Here is a 16,016-nt window from a genome sequence, read left to right as displayed (position 1 = left end):
GATCCGTAGCTCCCTGAGGCGAACCGCGTCTCACGGTCACCTCTGCCGAATCCGTGCTGCCCTCGCGGCGGTTCGGAACCGGGGACCCACACGCAGAACCGGGGTGAATCGGTCCGTGCCCGCGCAGGCGGACCGTAGGACAGCCTTCCGTTCCGTCCGAACCCGACAGCTAACCCGGTAGGCGGTCCACGGAAGGAGATGCCGGTCTTGGCATCGCATCGCAAGCCGCGTACGAAGGTGCGCACGACCACCCCCGCCGTCGGGTTCACGACGGCCGCGCTCGCCTCCGTGACGCTGCTCTCCACGCAGAACGCGACGGCGGCGCCCGCCGAGCCGAGGCCGGCCATCGAGGACGTGCAGAAGAAGGTCGACGAGCTGTACCGGCAGGCGGGCAGCGCGACCCAGCAGTACAACCGGGCGAAGGCCGCCTCCACCACCCAGCGGGCCAAGGTCGACACGCTGCTCTCCGACGTGGCGAAGCGGACCGAGCGGATCAACGAGGCGCGCCGGGAGCTGGGCGCCTACGCGGCCGCGCAGTACCGCACCGGCGGCATCGCGCCCACCGCGACCTTCTTCCTGGCGGACGACCCGCAGGGGTACTTCGACCAGAGCCGGCTGATGAGCCGGGCGACCGAGCGGCAGCAGAAGGCCGTCGACGACTTCCGCACGCAGCAGGCCGAGGCCTCGAAGAAGCGCGCGGAGGCCGTGAAGAGCCTGGAGAAGCTGACCGAGACGCAGACCGCGCTGCGCACCGGCAAGCAGACCGTGCAGACCAAGCTGGCCGAGGCCCGGGCGCTGCTGTCGCGGCTGACCGCCGAGGAGAAGGCGCGGCTGGCGGAGCTGGAGCGGAAGAAGGAGGCCGAGGCCCGGGAGAAGGCGGAGCGGCTGGCCGCCCGCCAGGCGGCCGAGGCCAAGGAGCGCGAGGCGGCGGAGAAGAAGGCCCGCGAGGAGGCCGCGAAGGAGTCCGCCGAGGCCGGTGGCTCCGGTTCTGGCTCCGGCAGCGGTACGGGGACGGGGACGAGCCCGGGGTCCGGTACGGGTACGGGGGCCGGGACGGGCAGCGGTTACGCGGCCAAGGCCGAGAAGGTGCTGGCCTTCGCCCGCGCCCAGATCGGGAAGCCGTACGTGTGGGGGGCGACGGGCCCGTCCTCGTACGACTGCTCGGGGCTGACCAAGGCGGCCTGGCGGGAGGCGGGGGTCACCCTGCCCCGGACCACCTGGGACCAGGTGAAGGTCGGCACCCGCGTCGCCACGTCGGACCTCCAGCCGGGTGACCTGGTCTTCTTCTACGACGACATCAGCCACGTCGGCATCTACAAGGGCGACGGGATGATGATCCACGCGCCGAAGCCGGGGGCGAACGTGCGCGAGGAGTCGATCTACTACATGCCGATCTACGGCAGCGTGCGCCCGGCGTAGCGCACGTCGGCCGGGGCGGGCCTCACGCCTCCCCGCCCCGGCCTATCGGGCTCCGGGAGCCTCTCGGGCCCCGGGAAGTTCTCAGGCCCCGGGCGCCGGGGACCCCAGGCCCCTCAGGCGCTCCTCAGGAGCCACCCGGGCCCCTTGGGCACCCCCAGATCCCTCAGGTCCCTCAGCCATCCCGGTCGCCCAGGCCCCTCAGTGCCCCTGGCCTCTCAGACCCCTCAGGTCCAGAGCGTGGCGATGAAGATGTTGGCGACCGTCAGTCCGCCGACCGCCGCGAACGCGCCCTTCTCGACCTTCTCCTGGTCCCGCTTGACGTAGACGAGCGCGAGGATGACGACGAGGACCGCCAGCTTGACGCCGATCTTGATGTTGTTGACGGTCTGGTCGTCGGCCTGGTTGAGCCCGACCAGGGCGACGCCGGTGACCAGCATGGTCAGCGCGCCGTGCAGCATGGCCGGAACGAAGCGCGCGGTGCCTGCGCCCATGGCCTTCATCTGGGTCAGGAAGCCGCCCAGCAGGGAGGCGATGCCGATGATGTGCAGGGCGACGAAGACATTGATGAGTACGTCCATGGCTCCGGAGCCTAGCCATGGCCAAATCTTTACCCAGCAGTGAGGCAAGCCTTCCTTGGCGCCTTCGCCGGAACTGTGCGCGGGGCGCCCGAACCTGCCGGAATAGTCAATTCCGGGTCACCGTCCGCAGTCACTCGCCGACTCCGAAGCGTCACATCCGGGCAATAACTGTCATGGCGACCCTTTTCCGTTCACCCGGATTAGCGTCCCTGGCGAGCCCATCGGTACCCCGGCGGGCAGCCGACAGGAAGGATGCCGCCCCCGTGGCCGCGCACCGGAAATCCGCTCACCGGAAACCCAAGCAGCGCCCGTTCACCGGCCCTGCTGCCCGCACCGCCGCCACTCTGGCGCTCGCCGGAGCCGCCACCGCCACCTCGGCCGGCGGAGCCGGGGCCGCACCCGCCGAGCCCGCCCCCACCGCCGCCCAGGTCCGGGCCAAGGTCGACCGGCTCTACCACGAGGCCGAGGTCGCCACGGAGAAGTACAACGGGGCGAAGGAGAAGGCGGCCGCCGCCACCCGCACGGTCGACGCCCTGGCCGACGAGGCCGCGCGCCGCACCGACCGCCTCAACACCGCCCGTCACACCCTCGGTTCGATGGCCACCGCCCAGTACCGCACCGGCACCCTCGACCCCGCGCTCCAACTGGCGCTCTCCTCCGACCCCGACAGTTATCTGGAGCGCGCCTCCCAGCTGGACCGGGCGGGCGACCGGCAGGCGGGGCTGCTCGGCTCGATCCGGCGCCAGCTCTCCGGGATCGCCCGGGTCAAGGCCCGCGCCGACCGGCAGACGGAGGCGCTCGCCGCCCGGCAGGCCGAACTACGGGAACACCGCAGCGCGATCCGGGCCAAGCTGGCCGACGCCCGCACGCTCCTGGCCACACTCACCGCCGAGGAGCGCGCCGCGTACGAACGCTCGGCGGACGCCGCCCACGGCGGTGGCCCGGCCCGCGCCGACCGGGCGGGCAGCGGCCAGGCCGAGCGCGCCACCCCCCGCTCCTCCGTCGCCGCCCCGAACTCCCGGGCGGGCCGGGCCATCGCCTTCGCCCACGGCGCGATCGGCAAGCCGTACGTCTGGGGCGCCACCGGGCCCAACGCCTTCGACTGCTCCGGTCTGACCCAGGCCGCCTGGCAGGCGGCGGGCGTCAGTCTGCCCCGCACCACCTACACCCAGATCAACGCCGGGCAGCGCGTCTCCCGCTCCCAACTGGCCCCCGGTGACCTGGTCTTCTTCTACTCCGGGATCAGCCATGTCGGCCTCTACATCGGCGGCGGCCAGATGATCCACGCCCCGCGCCCGGGCGCACCGGTCCGGATCGCGCCCATCGACCAGATGCCGTTCGCCGGAGCGACCCGGGTGGCCTGACCCGGCCGACGCCGACCGGACCGGTCGAGGGGCGCCCGAGCCGACCGACGCCCGGCCCGACCCGGCCGAAGGCCGCCCGACCCGGCCGACGGCCTCCTCTCCCGCCGGACCTCCGCCGAGGCGCGACCGCACCTGCCGGGCCCCGCCGGAGCCGGACCCCGCGCGCCCGCCCCGGGAGCCGCCCGCTCAGACCAGCCGGCGGGCCGTCGCCCAGCGGGTCAGCTCGTGGCGGTTGGAGAGCTGGAGCTTGCGCAGCACCGCCGAGACATGCGACTCGACCGTCTTCACCGAGATGAACAGCTGCTTCGCGATCTCCTTGTACGCATAGCCCCGGGCGATCAGCCGCAGCACCTCGCGCTCCCGCTGGGTGAGCCGGTCCATGTCCTCGTCGACCGGCGGGGCGTCCGTGGAGGCGAAGGCGTCCAGGACGAAGCCGGCCAGCCGCGGGGAGAAGACCGCGTCCCCCTCCTGGACCCGGAAGATGGAGTCGACCAGGTCCGTGCCGGTGATCGTCTTGGTGACATAGCCCCGGGCACCGCCCCGGATCACGCCGATGACGTCCTCCGCGGCGTCCGAGACGGAGAGGGCGAGGAAGCGGACCGGGTCGTCGGCCGCGCCCATCAGCGGGGCGCAGCGGCGCAGCACCTCGACCCCGCCGCCGCCCGGGAGGTGGACGTCGAGGAGGACCACCTCGGGGCGGGTCGCCGTGATGACGGTGACCGCCTGGTCGACGTCGGCGGCCTCGCCCACCACCTCGACCCCGGTCTCCTCGGTGCGGCCGATCTCGGCCTGCACCCCGGTGCGGAACATCCGGTGGTCGTCGACGAGCACGACCCGTACCCGTCGCTCCGGGCCCCCGGTGGCTTCGGTGTTCTCGGTCATTCGCTCGCCCTCTCCATCTCCAGCTCGACCTCGGTGCCCCCGCCGGGCACCGAACGCAGCCGGGCAGTGCCGCCGTTGCGCTGCATCCGGCCGATGATTGATTCTCGTACGCCCATCCGGTCGGCGGGAACCTCGTCCAGGTCGAACCCGGGCCCCCGGTCCCGGACGGAGACGAAGACCGTACGGCCCTCGACCTCCGCGAAGACCTGCACGGCACCGCCCTCGCCACCGTACTTGGCGGCGTTGACCATCGCCTCGCGCGCGGCCTGCATCTGCGCCCCCAGCCGGTCGTCGAGCGGGCAGTCACCGACGACGACGACCTCCAGGGGGACGCCGTGCTTGTCCTCCACCTCGGCGGCGGACCGCTTCACCGCCTCGGCCAGCGTCTCCGGCTCCTCGTCCTCGTCCTTTCCGGTGCCCTCCGGGTTGTAGAGCCAGTTGCGCAGCTCGCGCTCCTGGGCGCGGGCCAGGCGTCTGACCTCGCCGCCGTCGTCCGCGTTGCGCTGGATCAGGGTGAGGGTGTGCAGCACGGAGTCGTGGACATGGGCGGCGACCTCGGCACGCTCCTGGGCGCGGATGCGCATCAGCCGCTCCTCGGAGAGGTCCTGGACCATCCGGACCAGATAGGGCCCGGCGAGCAGGGCGATGCCGGTGAGGACGGCGATGGCGGCCGTCAGCACATTGCCCAGTTGGGCGGCCGAGCCGCGCACCACCATGAAGACGGCGAGCCCGAGGCCGACGAGGGCGACCCCGGCGAGGGCGCGGGCCAGTTGCAGCAGCCGGCGGCTGCGGCCGACCTCCATCCAGCGGGCGCGCCGGGCGTTGTCCGCCTGGCGCCAGACGAGGACGGAGCCCGCGCCGATCAGGAGCGTCGGCCAGATGTAGCGGTCGGCATCGCTGCCCATGTCGACGTTGACGACGAAGACCACGGCACCGACGAGCAGGGCGACCAGGGCGAAGACCTGGCCCGGGTCCGGCTTGCGGAGTCTTCGCCGGCCGTCCGCCGCCGTCTCGAAGACCGAGCGCGCGCCGTGCCCCTCCCCGATGCCCCCGACGCCGAGGGGGACGACGATCCAGAACACCGCGTACAGCAGGGCACCGAAGCCGTCGCTGAAGAAGAGCCCGAGGAAGACGAGCCGGACCCAGGCGACCGGCAGTCCGAGGTGTCCGGCGAGCCCGCGCGCGACGCCGCCCAGCATCCGCCCGTCGGCGCTGCGGTACAGCTTGCGCAGCGGCGGCTCCTCCGGGTCGGCGGTGAGTGAGCTGTGCGCGGCTCGGGCGGTGGCGGCTGGCATACCCCGATCGTCACACGCCGTGGGCCCGGGGGGCATCAGGGTAGTCCCCCTGATCGACCCTGATGCCAGCCCCACCCCTCACCGGTGCCACCCCCCGTTCCGGGCCGCACCGTCTGCCCCCTGCGGGGCGCGCCCGGGCAAAATCAGGGACCGGCCAGGGTCGGCGCGGGTCCCGCCGGACCGTGCGTACCGTCACCATGGAGGCATGACCGCTCCCTCGGACGCCGCTCCCGGCGTCGCACCCCCCGACGCCCCCAGACCGCAGCTGCGGCGCAGCCCGCGGCAGAAGACGGTGGCCGGGGTCTGCGGCGGTCTCGGGCGGTACTGCGACGTGGACCCGGTGATCTTCAGGATCGTGCTCGGCGTCCTCGCCGCGACCGGCGGGATCGGTCTGATCTTCTACGGCTTCGCCTGGCTCCTGCTCCCCCTGGAGGGCGAGGAGGAGAACGAGGCGCGCCGGCTGCTGTCGGGCCGGGTCGACGGGGCCTCGCTGGTGGCGCTGCTGCTGGCGCTGATCGGCTGCGGGCTCTTCCTGTCGATGCTGGGCAACCGGGGGATGCTGGCGTTCGCCGCGCTGCTGTCGGTGGCGGTGGTCGGCTGCTCGGTGTGGACGCAGTCCCGCCGGAACGCCGCTCCACCGGAGGACCCGGCGGCCCCGCCGGGCACCCCGGCCGCCGCCCCCGCCCCCGCGCACCCGGGCGGTCTCGGCACGGCTCCGCCGGAGGTGAAGGCCCCGCCGACGCCGGGCGGTCCGTCGTGGTGGCGGGACCCGATCGTCAAGGACGGCACGACGGGCCCGGTCGGCTCCGCCTATCTGTGGGGCCCCTCGGACACCGACCCGGAGGCGGCACGGGAGACGGTCCGGGCCGGGCGCCCCAGCCCCGACGCCCCGTTCCGCCCGCCGGCTCCGGCGCCCGCCCCGCCGGGGCCGCGCTCGATCGGCGGGCTGGTCTTCCTCACCGCGCTGGTGGCGGGCGGTCTGGGCACCTGGCTGAGCTGGCCGCACCAGCCGCTGGGCTCGGTGCTCCAGGTCGGCCTGGTCGCCGCGCTCGCCGTCTTCGGGCTCGGCCTGCTGGTCTCGTCCCTGCTGGGGCGGACCGGTTTCGGCACGGTGCTGCTGGCGGTGGTCACGGCGGTGCTGCTGGCGGGGGCAACGATGCTGCCCAAGGACATCAGCACGGACTGGGCGCGCAAGGAGTGGCGCCCGGCGGAGGTCGCGGCCGTGGAGCCGGTGTACCAGCTGGGCACCGGCGACGCCCGGCTGGACCTGTCCGGCGTGGCGGTCCCCCGGGGCGAGACCGTGCGGACCCTGGTGGAGGTCGGAGCGGGCCGGGCCGCCGTCGTCGTCCCGAAGGACGTGACGGTGAAGGTGCGGGCCGAGGCGGGGCTCGGGGAGATCCGGCTGGAGGAGGGGCAGCGGGTCCAGATCCGGATCAACAGCGACGAGACGACCCAGCGCACCCTGCCACCGCCCGAGGGCAGCCGGCCGGCCGGGACCATCGAGCTGGATGTGCAGGTCGGCATCGGACAGGTGGAGGTCACCCGTGCCACGTCATGAGTTCCGGCCCGCCCCCAAGAAGGGCGGACAGCCAGAGGGCACGCAGGCGGAAGCCGTGCAGGCGGAAGCCGTGCAGGCGGAAGCCGTGCAGGCGGAAGCCGTGCAGGCGGAAGCCGTGCAGGCGGAAGCCGTGCAGGCGGAAGCCGTGCAGGCGGAAGCCGTGCAGGCGGAAGCCGTGCAGGCGGAAGCCGTGCAGGCGGAAGCCGTGCAGGCGGAAGCCGGACCGGTGAAGGCAGAACAGACAGAGGCCCGGCAGGCAGAGACCCGGCAGGAAACGGCCCGGCAGACAGGGACCCGACACGTGGAGGCCCGCCATGCTGCGTCATGAGTTCCGGCCCGGCCGGGCGCTGGCCGGGCTGACGATGCTGGCCCTGGCCGGGGGGTACGCGGCCGAGGCGGCCGGGGCGTGGAAGGTCCCGTGGGCCTTCTTCCTCCCGGTCCTCCTCGGCGGTCTCCTCCTCTCCGCCACCACGACCTTGACCGCCTACATGGTGCGGCGGCGCCGGGACGCCAGGAAGGCGTCGGCGGAGAACACGGAGGCGCCCGCGAGCACCAGCGGCAGCCACGCCATCAGGTAGGGCAGGTCGTTGCCGTAGTAGTACGGCGTCGACTGCCAGCTCACCGTCAGCCAGAGGCTCAGCGAGATCAGCGCCCCGCCGAGGGCGGCGAGCCGGGCCCAGAGGCCGACGAGGGTGCCGAGGCCGACGAGGAGTTCACCGATCGCGATGGCGTAGCCGAACCCCTCGGGGCTCTTGAGCGCCAGGTCGACGAGGGCGGGGATCGCGGAGGAGTCGCGGACCGAGTTCATCAGCTCACCGATGGAGCCGGGCCCGGTGGCGGAGAGGAACGCGCTGTCCGTCAGCTTGTCGATCCCCGCGTAGACGAAGGTGACGCCGAGGAAGATCCGCAGCGGGAGCAGGGCGTACTCCCGCGCCTGCTCGCGCAGTCCCCGCCGCTCGCCCGTCCCGTACAGACCGCCGCTGCCGCCGCCGTAACCGTTCATCACCGCTGCCCCGCTTCCCGAAGACCCGTCACCTGACCATACGTACGCCTGTCCGACGGCGCTCACCAGGGCTGCGGGGCAATCAGCGGAAGAAATCCGCGAGGAGGAGGGCGGAAAACGGGAGGCGGGAGGGAAGAGGCGGGAGCCGGGAGGCGGGGGTCAGTCCGTCACATCGATCGCACAGCGGTTGGTCTCCACCCCGGCGGCGGTGATGACCTGGACGTCGACGGTCCCCGGTTCGACCTCGACGGGCACCGGGACGGTGAGGACGGTGTCGGTCGGGTTGGCGAAGCCTCCGGCGACCGGGATCAGCGGTACGTGGACGTGGACCGTGCCGATCCGGACGACGAGCCGGGCCAGCCGGTCGGGGCTGCCCGCGCCGGGCGGTACGAAGCCCGCGCCCCGGATCTCGATGTCGTCCCCGGTCCGGATCGGGGCGTCCAGGTCCCCGGCCTCCCGGGCCCGGACGACGGAGAGCACGACCGGACGGCCGCCCTCCGCGTACTTGCCCGCGAAGTACGTCGCCGCCGAGACCGCCACCAGCAGGGCGAGCCCCCACGGCAGATCGGGCAGCTGCTCGGGGCGGCGGGCCAGCCGGACGGCGGCGAACAGCACGGCGACGGCGCTGACCAGCACGTACTGCACATCCGTGAACGAACCGCGCCCGGAGTCGTCGGTGAGCAGATCGGCGGCGCGCGGCCGGTCCGCACGCAGCTTCTGGAGCCGCTGCCCCAGCACCCGTACGGTCACCACCCGGCGTACGACGACGGCGACCGCGCACACCAGCGCCAGCACCGCCACGACCCCGGCGGAACGGACCAGGTCGAGCCCCTCGATCAGCGCGTCCCGGTCGGCCGGGTCGGAGGCGCCGGCCAGTTGGAGGGCGAGGACGAGCACGGCGAAGACGGCGAGGAGCACCCAGACTGCGGCGACGGTCCTGGACGTGGAGAGCCGGTTGTCCTCACCGATCAGCGGGGCGAGGAGGCCTCCCCGGGCCCGGTGGAAGCGGGCGGCGACGGTCAGCAGGGCGGCGGTCACGAAGGCGGCGGCCAGGGCGGCGGTACGGGCGGTGGTCCAGCCGGGCCCGATCGCGGTGAGGCTCGCGCCGACGAGCAGGGCGACGACCGCGCCCCAGACGACGAACAGGGTGCCCCGCCACACATGGTGGAGCCAGACGTCCCCGGCGGCCCGGCCCCGTTCTGCGACGGTCCGGGCGGACTCGGTCAGCTCGTCGGAGACCCACTGCCGGGAGGCGGAGGCGGACTGGGCGACCCCGGCGGGCAGGCCGTTCCCGGCGGCCAGTTCGTCCCGCTTGGCGAGGAACGCGGCGACCGCGCGCCGGTGCCCCTCGCGTGCTCCGTGCGGGCAGTCCCCGCACGTACAGCCTCCGCCGTGCGCACCGCTCGCCCTTGCCTCGTCCAACGCCACGGAGATTTACACCCTTTCCCACCCCGGTACAGCCAACTCACCTTCGATACCAGCGAATTGTGCCGTACGGGACGGGCCCGGCCCGCATCGGGGCGGTCGGTGGCGGGCAGCCGTCAGAACGTTCGACTGATCCGCTGCCACAAGGGCTGGTAGTTGATCCACGCCACCAGGTCGCTGCCGAGCTGGTCACGGGTGGTGAGGGCGTCCCGGTGGTCGATCAGCACGGGCTTCCCGGCCGCCCGCGCCAGCAACTGCACCTGGCAGGCGCGCTCCAGGGTCAGGAACCACCAGGCGGCCGCGTCCACCGAGTCCCCCACGGTCAGCAGCCCGTGGTTGCGCAGGACGATTGCCTTCCGGTCCCCCAGCGCGGCGGCGATCCGCCGCCCCTCCTCCTCGTCCACGACGACGCCCGTGTACGTGTCGTAGAGGACATGGTCCTCGTAGAACGCGCAGGACTCCTGGGTGATCGGCTCGATCGGCTCCCCGAGCGCGGCCAGCGCCCGCCCGTGCGTGGAGTGGGTGTGCGCGACGGCGACGGCCCCCGGCCGGGCCCGGTGCACGGCCGCGTGCACGGCGAAGGCGGCCTGGTTCACGTGGAAGCGCCCCTGGACCACCTGCCCGTCCCCGTTGACCAGGATCAGGTCCTGCGGGGCGATGTCGGCGAAGGGCGCCCCGAACGGGTTGACCCAGTAGCAGTCGTCCAGCTCCGGGTCGCGCACGGTGATGTGCCCGGAGACCCCGTCCTCGTACCCGTACTGCCCGAACAGCCGCAACGCCCCCGCGAGCCGCTGCCTCCGGTACGTCCGCTCCTCGTCCGGCGACGCGTGCACGGGCGGCATCGCGAAGTGCAGCTGCTCCACGGGGATGGGTGCGGGGGCGGGCACGGCGGGCGGTTCGGACATGGCGGCTCCTCACTTTCCCGGGGGCGTACGGGATCGGAAGTTACCGGCGGGTGGGGGTGAGGGGAAGGGGTGGGGCGACCTAGGGGCGGCGCTCGTTGATCGCGGTGAGGTCGATGGAGAGGGGGAACGGGACGTCGAGTTTCAGGGTGCTGTGGTGAATGCCCGTGGGCGTGTACGCCTTCAGCGCCGGATCCAGTTCGTAGGTGTACACGACGGGGAGGCCGTCGGGGCCCTGCTCGACGCGCCAGAAGTGCACGATCCCGGCGGCCGCGTACTTCCGGGGCTTCGTCTCGCGGTCCCGGGCCTCGGAGTCGGGAGAGACGACTTCTACGGCGAGGACGATGTCCTCGGGTGCATACCAGGTCTGGTCCGCACCGGTGTCCGCTTCGGCCCGGTAGACCAGCAGGTCGGGCTCCGGGCGGTTGTTGCGGTCCAGCTTGACCGTCATCTCCCGGTCCACATCCAGATCCGCCGGCAGGTGAGCAAGCAATCCGCTTTCCAGCAACCACATCGCTCGCGTGTGGAACTTCCGCTGCGGACTCATGAAGACGAGACTCCCGTCGATCAGCTCGGTGTGGGGCGGGAGGCCCGGAATCCGGTCGAGGTCGTCCGCCGTCCAGCCGCCTTCCGGCGGGACGGGCCACCGGTACGGCTGCTGTTCGAGCCTGGGCTCGGGTGCGGCGCTCATGATTGCTCCCATACACCGAAGTCTCGTCTCTTCACTCAGCGTACCCAGCCGATAGGACGATGCCGCCGCCCAAACGAATGAGCGACGGCATCGACGTTGACCAGGGGCCCTAGGGGTTCACGCGAACCCAGGAGGTCACTCCCACTCGATCGTCCCCGGCGGCTTGCTCGTCACGTCGAGGACCACGCGGTTGACGTCGGCGACCTCGTTGGTGATGCGGGTGGAGATCTTCGCCAGCGTCTCGTACGGGAGGCGGGACCAGTCGGCCGTCATGGCGTCCTCGGAGGAGACCGGGCGCAGCACGATCGGGTGGCCGTAGGTGCGGCCGTCGCCCTGGACGCCGACCGAGCGGACGTCGGCGAGGAGGACCACCGGGCACTGCCAGATGTCGCGGTCCAGGCCGGCCGCCGTCAGCTCCTCGCGGGCGATGGCGTCGGCCTCGCGGAGCAGGTCCAGGCGGTCCTTGGTGACCTCGCCGACGATACGGATGCCGAGGCCGGGGCCGGGGAACGGCTGGCGCTGGACGATCTCCTCCGGGAGGCCCAGTTCCTGGCCGACCATCCGGACCTCGTCCTTGAACAGCTGGCGCAGCGGCTCGACGAGCTGGAACTCGATGTCGTCCGGGAGGCCGCCCACGTTGTGGTGGGACTTGATGTTGGCGGTGCCGGTGCCGCCGCCGGACTCCACCACGTCCGGGTAGAGCGTGCCCTGGACCAGGAAGGCGACCTCGGGGCCCTCCTCCTGGAGGATCTCCAGCTGGGCCTGCTCGAAGACCCGGATGAACTCCCGGCCGATGATCTTCCGCTTCTCCTCCGGGTCGGAGACCCCGGCCAGGGCGTCGAGGAAGCGCTTCTCCGCGTCGACCACCTTCAGCTTCGCGCCGGTCGCGGCGACGAAGTCCTTCTCGACCTGCTCGGTCTCGCCCTTGCGCATCAGGCCGTGGTCGACGTAGACGCAGGTGAGCTGCGAGCCGATGGCCTTCTGGACGAGGGCGGCGGCGACGGCGGAGTCCACGCCACCGGAGAGGCCGCAGATGGCGCGCTTGTCGCCGACCTGCTCGCGGATGAGGGCGACCTGCTCCTCGACCACGTTGGTGGTGGTCCAGTTCGGCTCGATGCCCGCGCCGCGGTACAGGAAGTGCTCCAGGACCTGCTGGCCGTGGGTCGAGTGCAGGACCTCCGGGTGGTACTGGACGCCGTACAGCTTCTTCTCGTCGTTCTCGAAGGCGGCGACCGGGACCACGTCCGTGGAGGCGGTGACCGTGAAGCCCTCGGGAGCGGCCGAGCAGGCGTCGCCGTGCGACATCCACACCGGCTGCTCGGTGGGCGTGCCCTCGAAGAGCGTCGAACCCGCCTTCGTGACGTGCAGCGGGGTGCGGCCGTACTCACGCGCCCCGTTGTCGTCGACCGTGCCGCCGAGGGTGGTCGCCATCAGCTGGAAGCCGTAGCACATGCCGAAGACGGGGACCCCGGCCTCGAAGAGCGAGCGGTCCAGCGAGGGCGCGCCCTCCGCGTAGACCGACGACGGGCCGCCGGAGAGGATGATCGCGCGCGGGTTCTTCGCCAGCATCTCCGCCACCGGCATGGTGGACGGCACGATCTCGCTGTAGACCCGGGCCTCACGGACGCGGCGGGCGATGAGCTGGGCGTACTGCGCGCCGAAGTCGACGACGAGGACCACGTCGGCCGTGGCGTCGGGGGCGGCGGGGGGTGCTGCTGGCACGGGGCGGCCTTCCGGCGGTGGTGAAGGGGGTCGGTTCTCCCGATTCTACCGGCCGTGCGCGAACCCTCCGCCGGGCCCGGGGAGCCCCGGGGGGCGCCGGTCCGGGGAGACCCCGGGGGCGCCGATCCGGGATAGCCGGAGGCGCCGGCCCGGGAAGGCCGGGGAGGCACCGGCCCGGGGAGACCGAGGGCGCCGGCCCGGGAAGGCCGAGAGCGCCGGCCCGAGAGCGCCGGCCCGGGAGGGCCGGGGAGGCGCCGGTCCGGGGAAGCCGGAGGCGGCGGTCCGGGGAAGCCGGAGGCGGCGGTCCGGGGAAGCCGGAGGCGGCGGTCCGAGGATGCCGGAGGCGGCGGTCCGAGGATGCCGGGGCCGTGCCTCCCGTCTCAGGATCCGGGCGCCGTTTTGCCGGGCCCGCCGGGGCGGGGCCATACTGTGCCCCATGCGTCAGCACACGACCTTCGTCTTTACCTATGGCATCCGGCCCGCCGGCTGCCATGGTCGTGCTGCTTGAGCAACTGACAAGCAACGTTCCAGGCGCCCCGGGCCAGCAGGCCCGGGGCGTCTCGCGTGTCCGGGCCCGTCGCCCCGGGTGGCCTCCGGCCCACCAGGAGTCACCACCATGAGCAGCACCACCACCGCCACCACCCCCGCCGAGCAGACCGGCGCCCACACCGACGAGGCCGCCGCCCTGATCGGCGGGGCCCGGGAGCGGATCGACGCCCTCGACGACCGGATCATCGGCCTCGTCCAGGAACGGATGGCCGTCTCGGCGGTCATCCAGGAGGCCCGGATCACCTCCGGCGGCCGCCGGGTCAACCTCTCGCGCGAGACGGCCGTGCTCAGCCACTACAGGGACGCGCTGGGCAAGCCGGGCACCGCGCTGGCGATGACGCTGCTGGAGCTGTGCCGCGGCCGGGTGTGAGGGCCGGGAGGTACGGGGGCGGATGCCCCAGGGGGCCGGGCGCGGGTGCGCGGGCCGGGAGGCAGGGGGGCGGATGCGCCCGGCCCGGGGGCGGATGACCCGTAGGCCCGGGGGCGGATGCGCGGGGCGGGTGGGCGCGGCGGAACGCGCCGGGCGCCGCTCCTGCAGGACCGTATCTGCGTTCGGTGCCCGTCTCACCCGTACGGCGCGTGACCGGGACCGAGGTGCCTTCGTTGGTCCCGGTGTCCGTGTCAACCAGGGGCGGCATCGGTAGAAAACCACGCGTGGCTCCGCCGGGACGTGTGACGTACCGAAGGTACGTCGTGGGACCACATCCCGGCGCAAGTGACCGGTCCGCAGGGGACAGCAGCCCGGTCACCCCATGTGCGGCCGTACCCGGGGACGCCCGGGTCGGTCGCATCGGGACACACGACGGGCCGGAGGCGTTCCCCCTCCCCCGCCACTCCGGATGCCGCTCGCGACGTGAGGCCGCTCGCGCCTTCCGGCTCTCCAGGCCTCCGCCCCTCAGACCCTCAGGCCCCCCGGCGACGCCTCGCCGCCGTGAACAGCACCAGACCCGCCGTCAGGGCCGCCACCGCCAGGCCCGACGCGGCCCTCGCCGTCGGCGAGCCGGTGGCGGCCAGGCTGCCGCCGTTCCCGGTGGCGGTGTTCGGCGCGGCACCGGGGGCGGCCGTGCCGCCCGCTCCTGCCGCACCGGGCGTCGGCGTCGCGGGACCCGGCGTGCCGGGGGCGTCGTCCCCCGGCCCCTCCGGAGGAGCGGGCGACGGGCCGCCGCTCTCCCCGTTCAGCACCACGCGCGCCGCGTTGTTGCCCGGATCCGGGTCGAACGGCAGCCCAGCCGCCCGCGGTTCCGGGCCGCGCACCACGACCCGGCCCACCGCGCCCAGCAGCACCTCGTCGATCCGCAGCCCGAAGGCGAGGTCCAGGCCGCCGTCGTCGCGGACGGTCGCCGGGGTCGGGCAGACGTAGCGCGGCGCGGGACCGGTCCGTCCCGTCGGCAGGGCCGTGCCCTCGGCGCTCACGCCCCGGCACCCCTCGGGCGCGGAGGTGACCGTCGCGCCCTGGGGCACGGTGAAGTCGACGGCGGCGACGCTCTCGCCGGAGCGGAGGTGGCCGATCCAGGCCGGGCCGTCGTTGCGGAAGCCGAGGCGCGCGGTGACCGTGGCGCCCGCCCGGCCGGAGGCGGTGTCCCCGTACGCGACGAAGTCGGCGGTGTTCTCCGTACGGAAGTCGGCCTCGTGCTCGTTGTCGCCCGGTTCGAGGTCCAGGACGCGGGCCGCCATGGGCCTCGGGGCGGGGACGGCCCGGAGCACGTCGTCCGAACCTCCCGCCGGTCCCCGGGCGGCGCGGGCGGCCGTCGCGCCCCGGGCCGTGCCCGCGCTCGCGCCCGCCTCGTGGATACCGTATCCGAAGATGTCCCGGTAGGCGCGGTCGGTGGTCTTCAGGGTCAGCGGGGCGGCCAGCGTGTAGGTCGCGCCCGCCTCGAAGGCGCCCTCCACCGTGCAGCGGGCGGTGGTCCAGGCCCCGTCCGTCGTGTACGCGCAGTTGGAGTAGCGCTGCGGGATGTCCAGGCCGCGCGAGTGGCGCAGGGTGAGGACGACGCCCTCGGCCGCGCGGCTGCCCCGGTTGGTGAAGGTGATCGGCGCCTGCTGCCGCTGCCCGGGGACGGGCTCGTGGTCGAAGGGGAGCCGGTGCATCACCAGGTCGGGGCCGCCGACGGTGACCTCGGTGGTGAAGGGCGTGAAGGGCGTGAAGGCCGCGCCCCGGGCCTCGCCGGTGACCCGGACCGTGCCGGTGTCGCCCTGCTCGCTGCCCTCGGCGGCGGTGAGGAGGAGGTCGGTGACGGTGGAGCGGCCGGGCGAGATGCCGTGGCCGGTGCAGGTGGCCGACCCGGGGGCGGTGGCCGCGCACTCGATCCCGGCCTCCGGTGCGAAGGCCACGTCCGCGACGCCCGCCGCGCCGGTCAGGTCGAAGGTGACCGTGAACTCGCCCTCGTACGCCGTGTCGTCCGCGCCCGTCACCGTGATCCGGGCCGTCGACCGCTTCGGCCCGTCGCCGCCCTCCGCGTACGGATGCAGCGCCGTCCGGGCCGGGCCGCCCAGCGCGACCACCGGGGCGGCGGCCGTGGGCGCGGCGGAGGCCGCGGTGGGCGGGGCGGCGGCGAGCAGCAGGGCGGTGGCGGCCACGAGCCCGCCCGCTCTGATCGGCGGCGCGGTGCGCGGGAGGAATCGTGTCAT

15 protein-coding genes and 1 riboswitch are annotated in these 16,016 nt (G+C 73.7%); of the genes, 6 read left to right on the top strand and 9 right to left on the bottom strand.

Going from position 1 to position 16,016, the window contains the following annotated elements; all coding sequences use genetic code 11:
- Positions 1 to 33: 33 nt before the first annotated feature.
- Positions 34 to 200, top strand: a riboswitch (cyclic di-AMP (ydaO/yuaA leader).
- Positions 199 to 1,419 (top strand): C40 family peptidase, encoded by a 1,221-nt coding sequence (locus ACQ9ZG_RS21285; RefSeq protein WP_181398205.1) that lies wholly within the window; start codon positions 199 to 201, stop codon positions 1,417 to 1,419. (Overlaps the previous riboswitch by 2 nt.)
- Positions 1,420 to 1,643: 224 nt before the next feature.
- Here the strand turns inward: ACQ9ZG_RS21285 and ACQ9ZG_RS21280 are convergent, their stop codons facing one another.
- The gene (locus tag ACQ9ZG_RS21280) at positions 1,644 to 1,997 is read right to left on the bottom strand and encodes a hypothetical protein (RefSeq protein ID WP_109915129.1); all 354 of its coding nucleotides are present in this window, start codon (positions 1,995 to 1,997) and stop codon (positions 1,644 to 1,646) included.
- Between the two features lie 263 nt (positions 1,998 to 2,260).
- Here ACQ9ZG_RS21280 and ACQ9ZG_RS21275 point away from each other — a divergent pair, with 263 nt between their 5' ends.
- Complete coding sequence (locus tag ACQ9ZG_RS21275) at positions 2,261 to 3,361, top strand: C40 family peptidase (RefSeq protein ID WP_499281077.1); 1,101 nt, start codon at positions 2,261 to 2,263, stop codon at positions 3,359 to 3,361.
- 186 nt (positions 3,362 to 3,547) lie between these two features.
- On the opposite strand, the gene ACQ9ZG_RS21270 is transcribed toward ACQ9ZG_RS21275, so the two are convergent.
- Together ACQ9ZG_RS21270 and ACQ9ZG_RS21265 are read right to left on the bottom strand one after the other, a co-directional pair.
- The gene (locus tag ACQ9ZG_RS21270; RefSeq protein ID WP_028416635.1) at positions 3,548 to 4,243 is read right to left on the bottom strand and encodes a LuxR C-terminal-related transcriptional regulator; all 696 of its coding nucleotides are present in this window, start codon (positions 4,241 to 4,243) and stop codon (positions 3,548 to 3,550) included.
- Positions 4,240 to 5,538 carry an ATP-binding protein gene (locus tag ACQ9ZG_RS21265; protein WP_109917445.1) on the bottom strand — a complete coding sequence of 433 codons (1,299 nt, stop codon included), beginning with the start codon at positions 5,536 to 5,538 and terminating at the stop codon, positions 4,240 to 4,242. The genes ACQ9ZG_RS21270 and ACQ9ZG_RS21265 overlap by 4 nt, the downstream gene beginning before the upstream one ends.
- A gap of 205 nt (positions 5,539 to 5,743) precedes the next feature.
- On the opposite strand from ACQ9ZG_RS21265, the gene ACQ9ZG_RS21260 reads away from it, so the two are divergent.
- Genes ACQ9ZG_RS21260 through ACQ9ZG_RS21250 form a run of 3 tightly spaced genes read left to right on the top strand, consistent with a single transcriptional unit; the run spans position 5,744 to position 7,674 of the window.
- Positions 5,744 to 7,096 carry a PspC domain-containing protein gene (locus ACQ9ZG_RS21260; RefSeq protein WP_415738057.1) on the top strand — a complete coding sequence of 451 codons (1,353 nt, stop codon included), beginning with the start codon at positions 5,744 to 5,746 and terminating at the stop codon, positions 7,094 to 7,096.
- Positions 7,083 to 7,424: a hypothetical protein gene (locus tag ACQ9ZG_RS21255; RefSeq protein WP_146225719.1), complete on the top strand. Its 342-nt coding sequence runs from the start codon at positions 7,083 to 7,085 to the stop codon at positions 7,422 to 7,424. Before ACQ9ZG_RS21260 ends, ACQ9ZG_RS21255 begins: the two co-directional genes overlap by 14 nt.
- Positions 7,411 to 7,674, top strand: coding sequence for a hypothetical protein (locus ACQ9ZG_RS21250; protein ID WP_109915640.1), 264 nt, complete (start codon positions 7,411 to 7,413; stop codon positions 7,672 to 7,674). The genes ACQ9ZG_RS21255 and ACQ9ZG_RS21250 overlap by 14 nt, the downstream gene beginning before the upstream one ends.
- Here the strand turns inward: ACQ9ZG_RS21250 and ACQ9ZG_RS21245 are convergent.
- From ACQ9ZG_RS21245 to guaA, 5 genes are all read right to left on the bottom strand, one after another.
- Positions 7,581 to 8,099: a DoxX family protein gene (locus ACQ9ZG_RS21245; RefSeq protein WP_028416639.1), complete on the bottom strand. Its 519-nt coding sequence runs from the start codon at positions 8,097 to 8,099 to the stop codon at positions 7,581 to 7,583. The two genes, ACQ9ZG_RS21250 and ACQ9ZG_RS21245, sit on opposite strands and share 94 nt — an antisense overlap.
- 159 nt (positions 8,100 to 8,258) lie before the next feature.
- On the bottom strand, positions 8,259 to 9,527 hold the full coding sequence (locus tag ACQ9ZG_RS21240) for a hypothetical protein (RefSeq protein WP_109915641.1): 1,269 nt from the start codon (positions 9,525 to 9,527) through the stop codon (positions 8,259 to 8,261).
- Positions 9,528 to 9,640: 113 nt separating this feature from the next.
- Positions 9,641 to 10,429, bottom strand: a complete 789-nt coding sequence (locus ACQ9ZG_RS21235; protein ID WP_028416641.1) for a class II aldolase/adducin family protein — start codon at positions 10,427 to 10,429, stop codon at positions 9,641 to 9,643.
- Positions 10,430 to 10,508: 79 nt separating this feature from the next.
- Positions 10,509 to 11,117: a Uma2 family endonuclease gene (locus ACQ9ZG_RS21230; RefSeq protein ID WP_109915642.1), complete on the bottom strand. Its 609-nt coding sequence runs from the start codon at positions 11,115 to 11,117 to the stop codon at positions 10,509 to 10,511.
- Between the two features lie 135 nt (positions 11,118 to 11,252).
- Complete coding sequence (gene guaA, locus ACQ9ZG_RS21225; protein ID WP_032779283.1) at positions 11,253 to 12,839, bottom strand: glutamine-hydrolyzing GMP synthase; 1,587 nt, start codon at positions 12,837 to 12,839, stop codon at positions 11,253 to 11,255.
- Positions 12,840 to 13,455: 616 nt separating this feature from the next.
- On the opposite strand from guaA, the gene ACQ9ZG_RS21220 reads away from it, so the two are divergent.
- Complete coding sequence (locus tag ACQ9ZG_RS21220) at positions 13,456 to 13,758, top strand: chorismate mutase (protein WP_018490877.1); 303 nt, start codon at positions 13,456 to 13,458, stop codon at positions 13,756 to 13,758.
- 533 nt (positions 13,759 to 14,291) lie between these two features.
- Here ACQ9ZG_RS21220 and ACQ9ZG_RS21215 read toward each other — a convergent pair.
- Complete coding sequence (locus tag ACQ9ZG_RS21215) at positions 14,292 to 16,016, bottom strand: peptidase (protein WP_499281074.1); 1,725 nt, start codon at positions 16,014 to 16,016, stop codon at positions 14,292 to 14,294.

The sequence above is a fragment of the Streptomyces araujoniae genome, from assembly GCF_050871195.1.
Classification (GTDB): Bacteria; Actinomycetota; Actinomycetes; order Streptomycetales; family Streptomycetaceae; genus Streptomyces; species Streptomyces bacillaris.
Note: the sequence above shows the minus strand (reverse complement) of the source record. Positions and strands in the feature narration are given on the sequence as shown.

Coding starts and splice junctions, on each gene's coding strand:
- ACQ9ZG_RS21285 (WP_181398205.1), top strand. CDS start 199: ATGCCGGTCTTGGCATCGCATCGCAAGCCGCGTACGAAGGTGCGCACG.
- ACQ9ZG_RS21280 (WP_109915129.1), bottom strand. CDS start 1,997: ATGGACGTACTCATCAATGTCTTCGTCGCCCTGCACATCATCGGCATC.
- ACQ9ZG_RS21270 (WP_028416635.1), bottom strand. CDS start 4,243: ATGACCGAGAACACCGAAGCCACCGGGGGCCCGGAGCGACGGGTACGG.
- ACQ9ZG_RS21265 (WP_109917445.1), bottom strand. CDS start 5,538: ATGCCAGCCGCCACCGCCCGAGCCGCGCACAGCTCACTCACCGCCGAC.
- ACQ9ZG_RS21260 (WP_415738057.1), top strand. CDS start 5,744: ATGACCGCTCCCTCGGACGCCGCTCCCGGCGTCGCACCCCCCGACGCC.
- ACQ9ZG_RS21250 (WP_109915640.1), top strand. CDS start 7,411: ATGCTGCGTCATGAGTTCCGGCCCGGCCGGGCGCTGGCCGGGCTGACG.
- ACQ9ZG_RS21245 (WP_028416639.1), bottom strand. CDS start 8,099: ATGAACGGTTACGGCGGCGGCAGCGGCGGTCTGTACGGGACGGGCGAG.
- ACQ9ZG_RS21235 (WP_028416641.1), bottom strand. CDS start 10,429: ATGTCCGAACCGCCCGCCGTGCCCGCCCCCGCACCCATCCCCGTGGAG.
- ACQ9ZG_RS21230 (WP_109915642.1), bottom strand. CDS start 11,117: ATGAGCGCCGCACCCGAGCCCAGGCTCGAACAGCAGCCGTACCGGTGG.
- ACQ9ZG_RS21220 (WP_018490877.1), top strand. CDS start 13,456: ATGAGCAGCACCACCACCGCCACCACCCCCGCCGAGCAGACCGGCGCC.
- ACQ9ZG_RS21215 (WP_499281074.1), bottom strand. CDS start 16,016: ATGACACGATTCCTCCCGCGCACCGCGCCGCCGATCAGAGCGGGCGGG.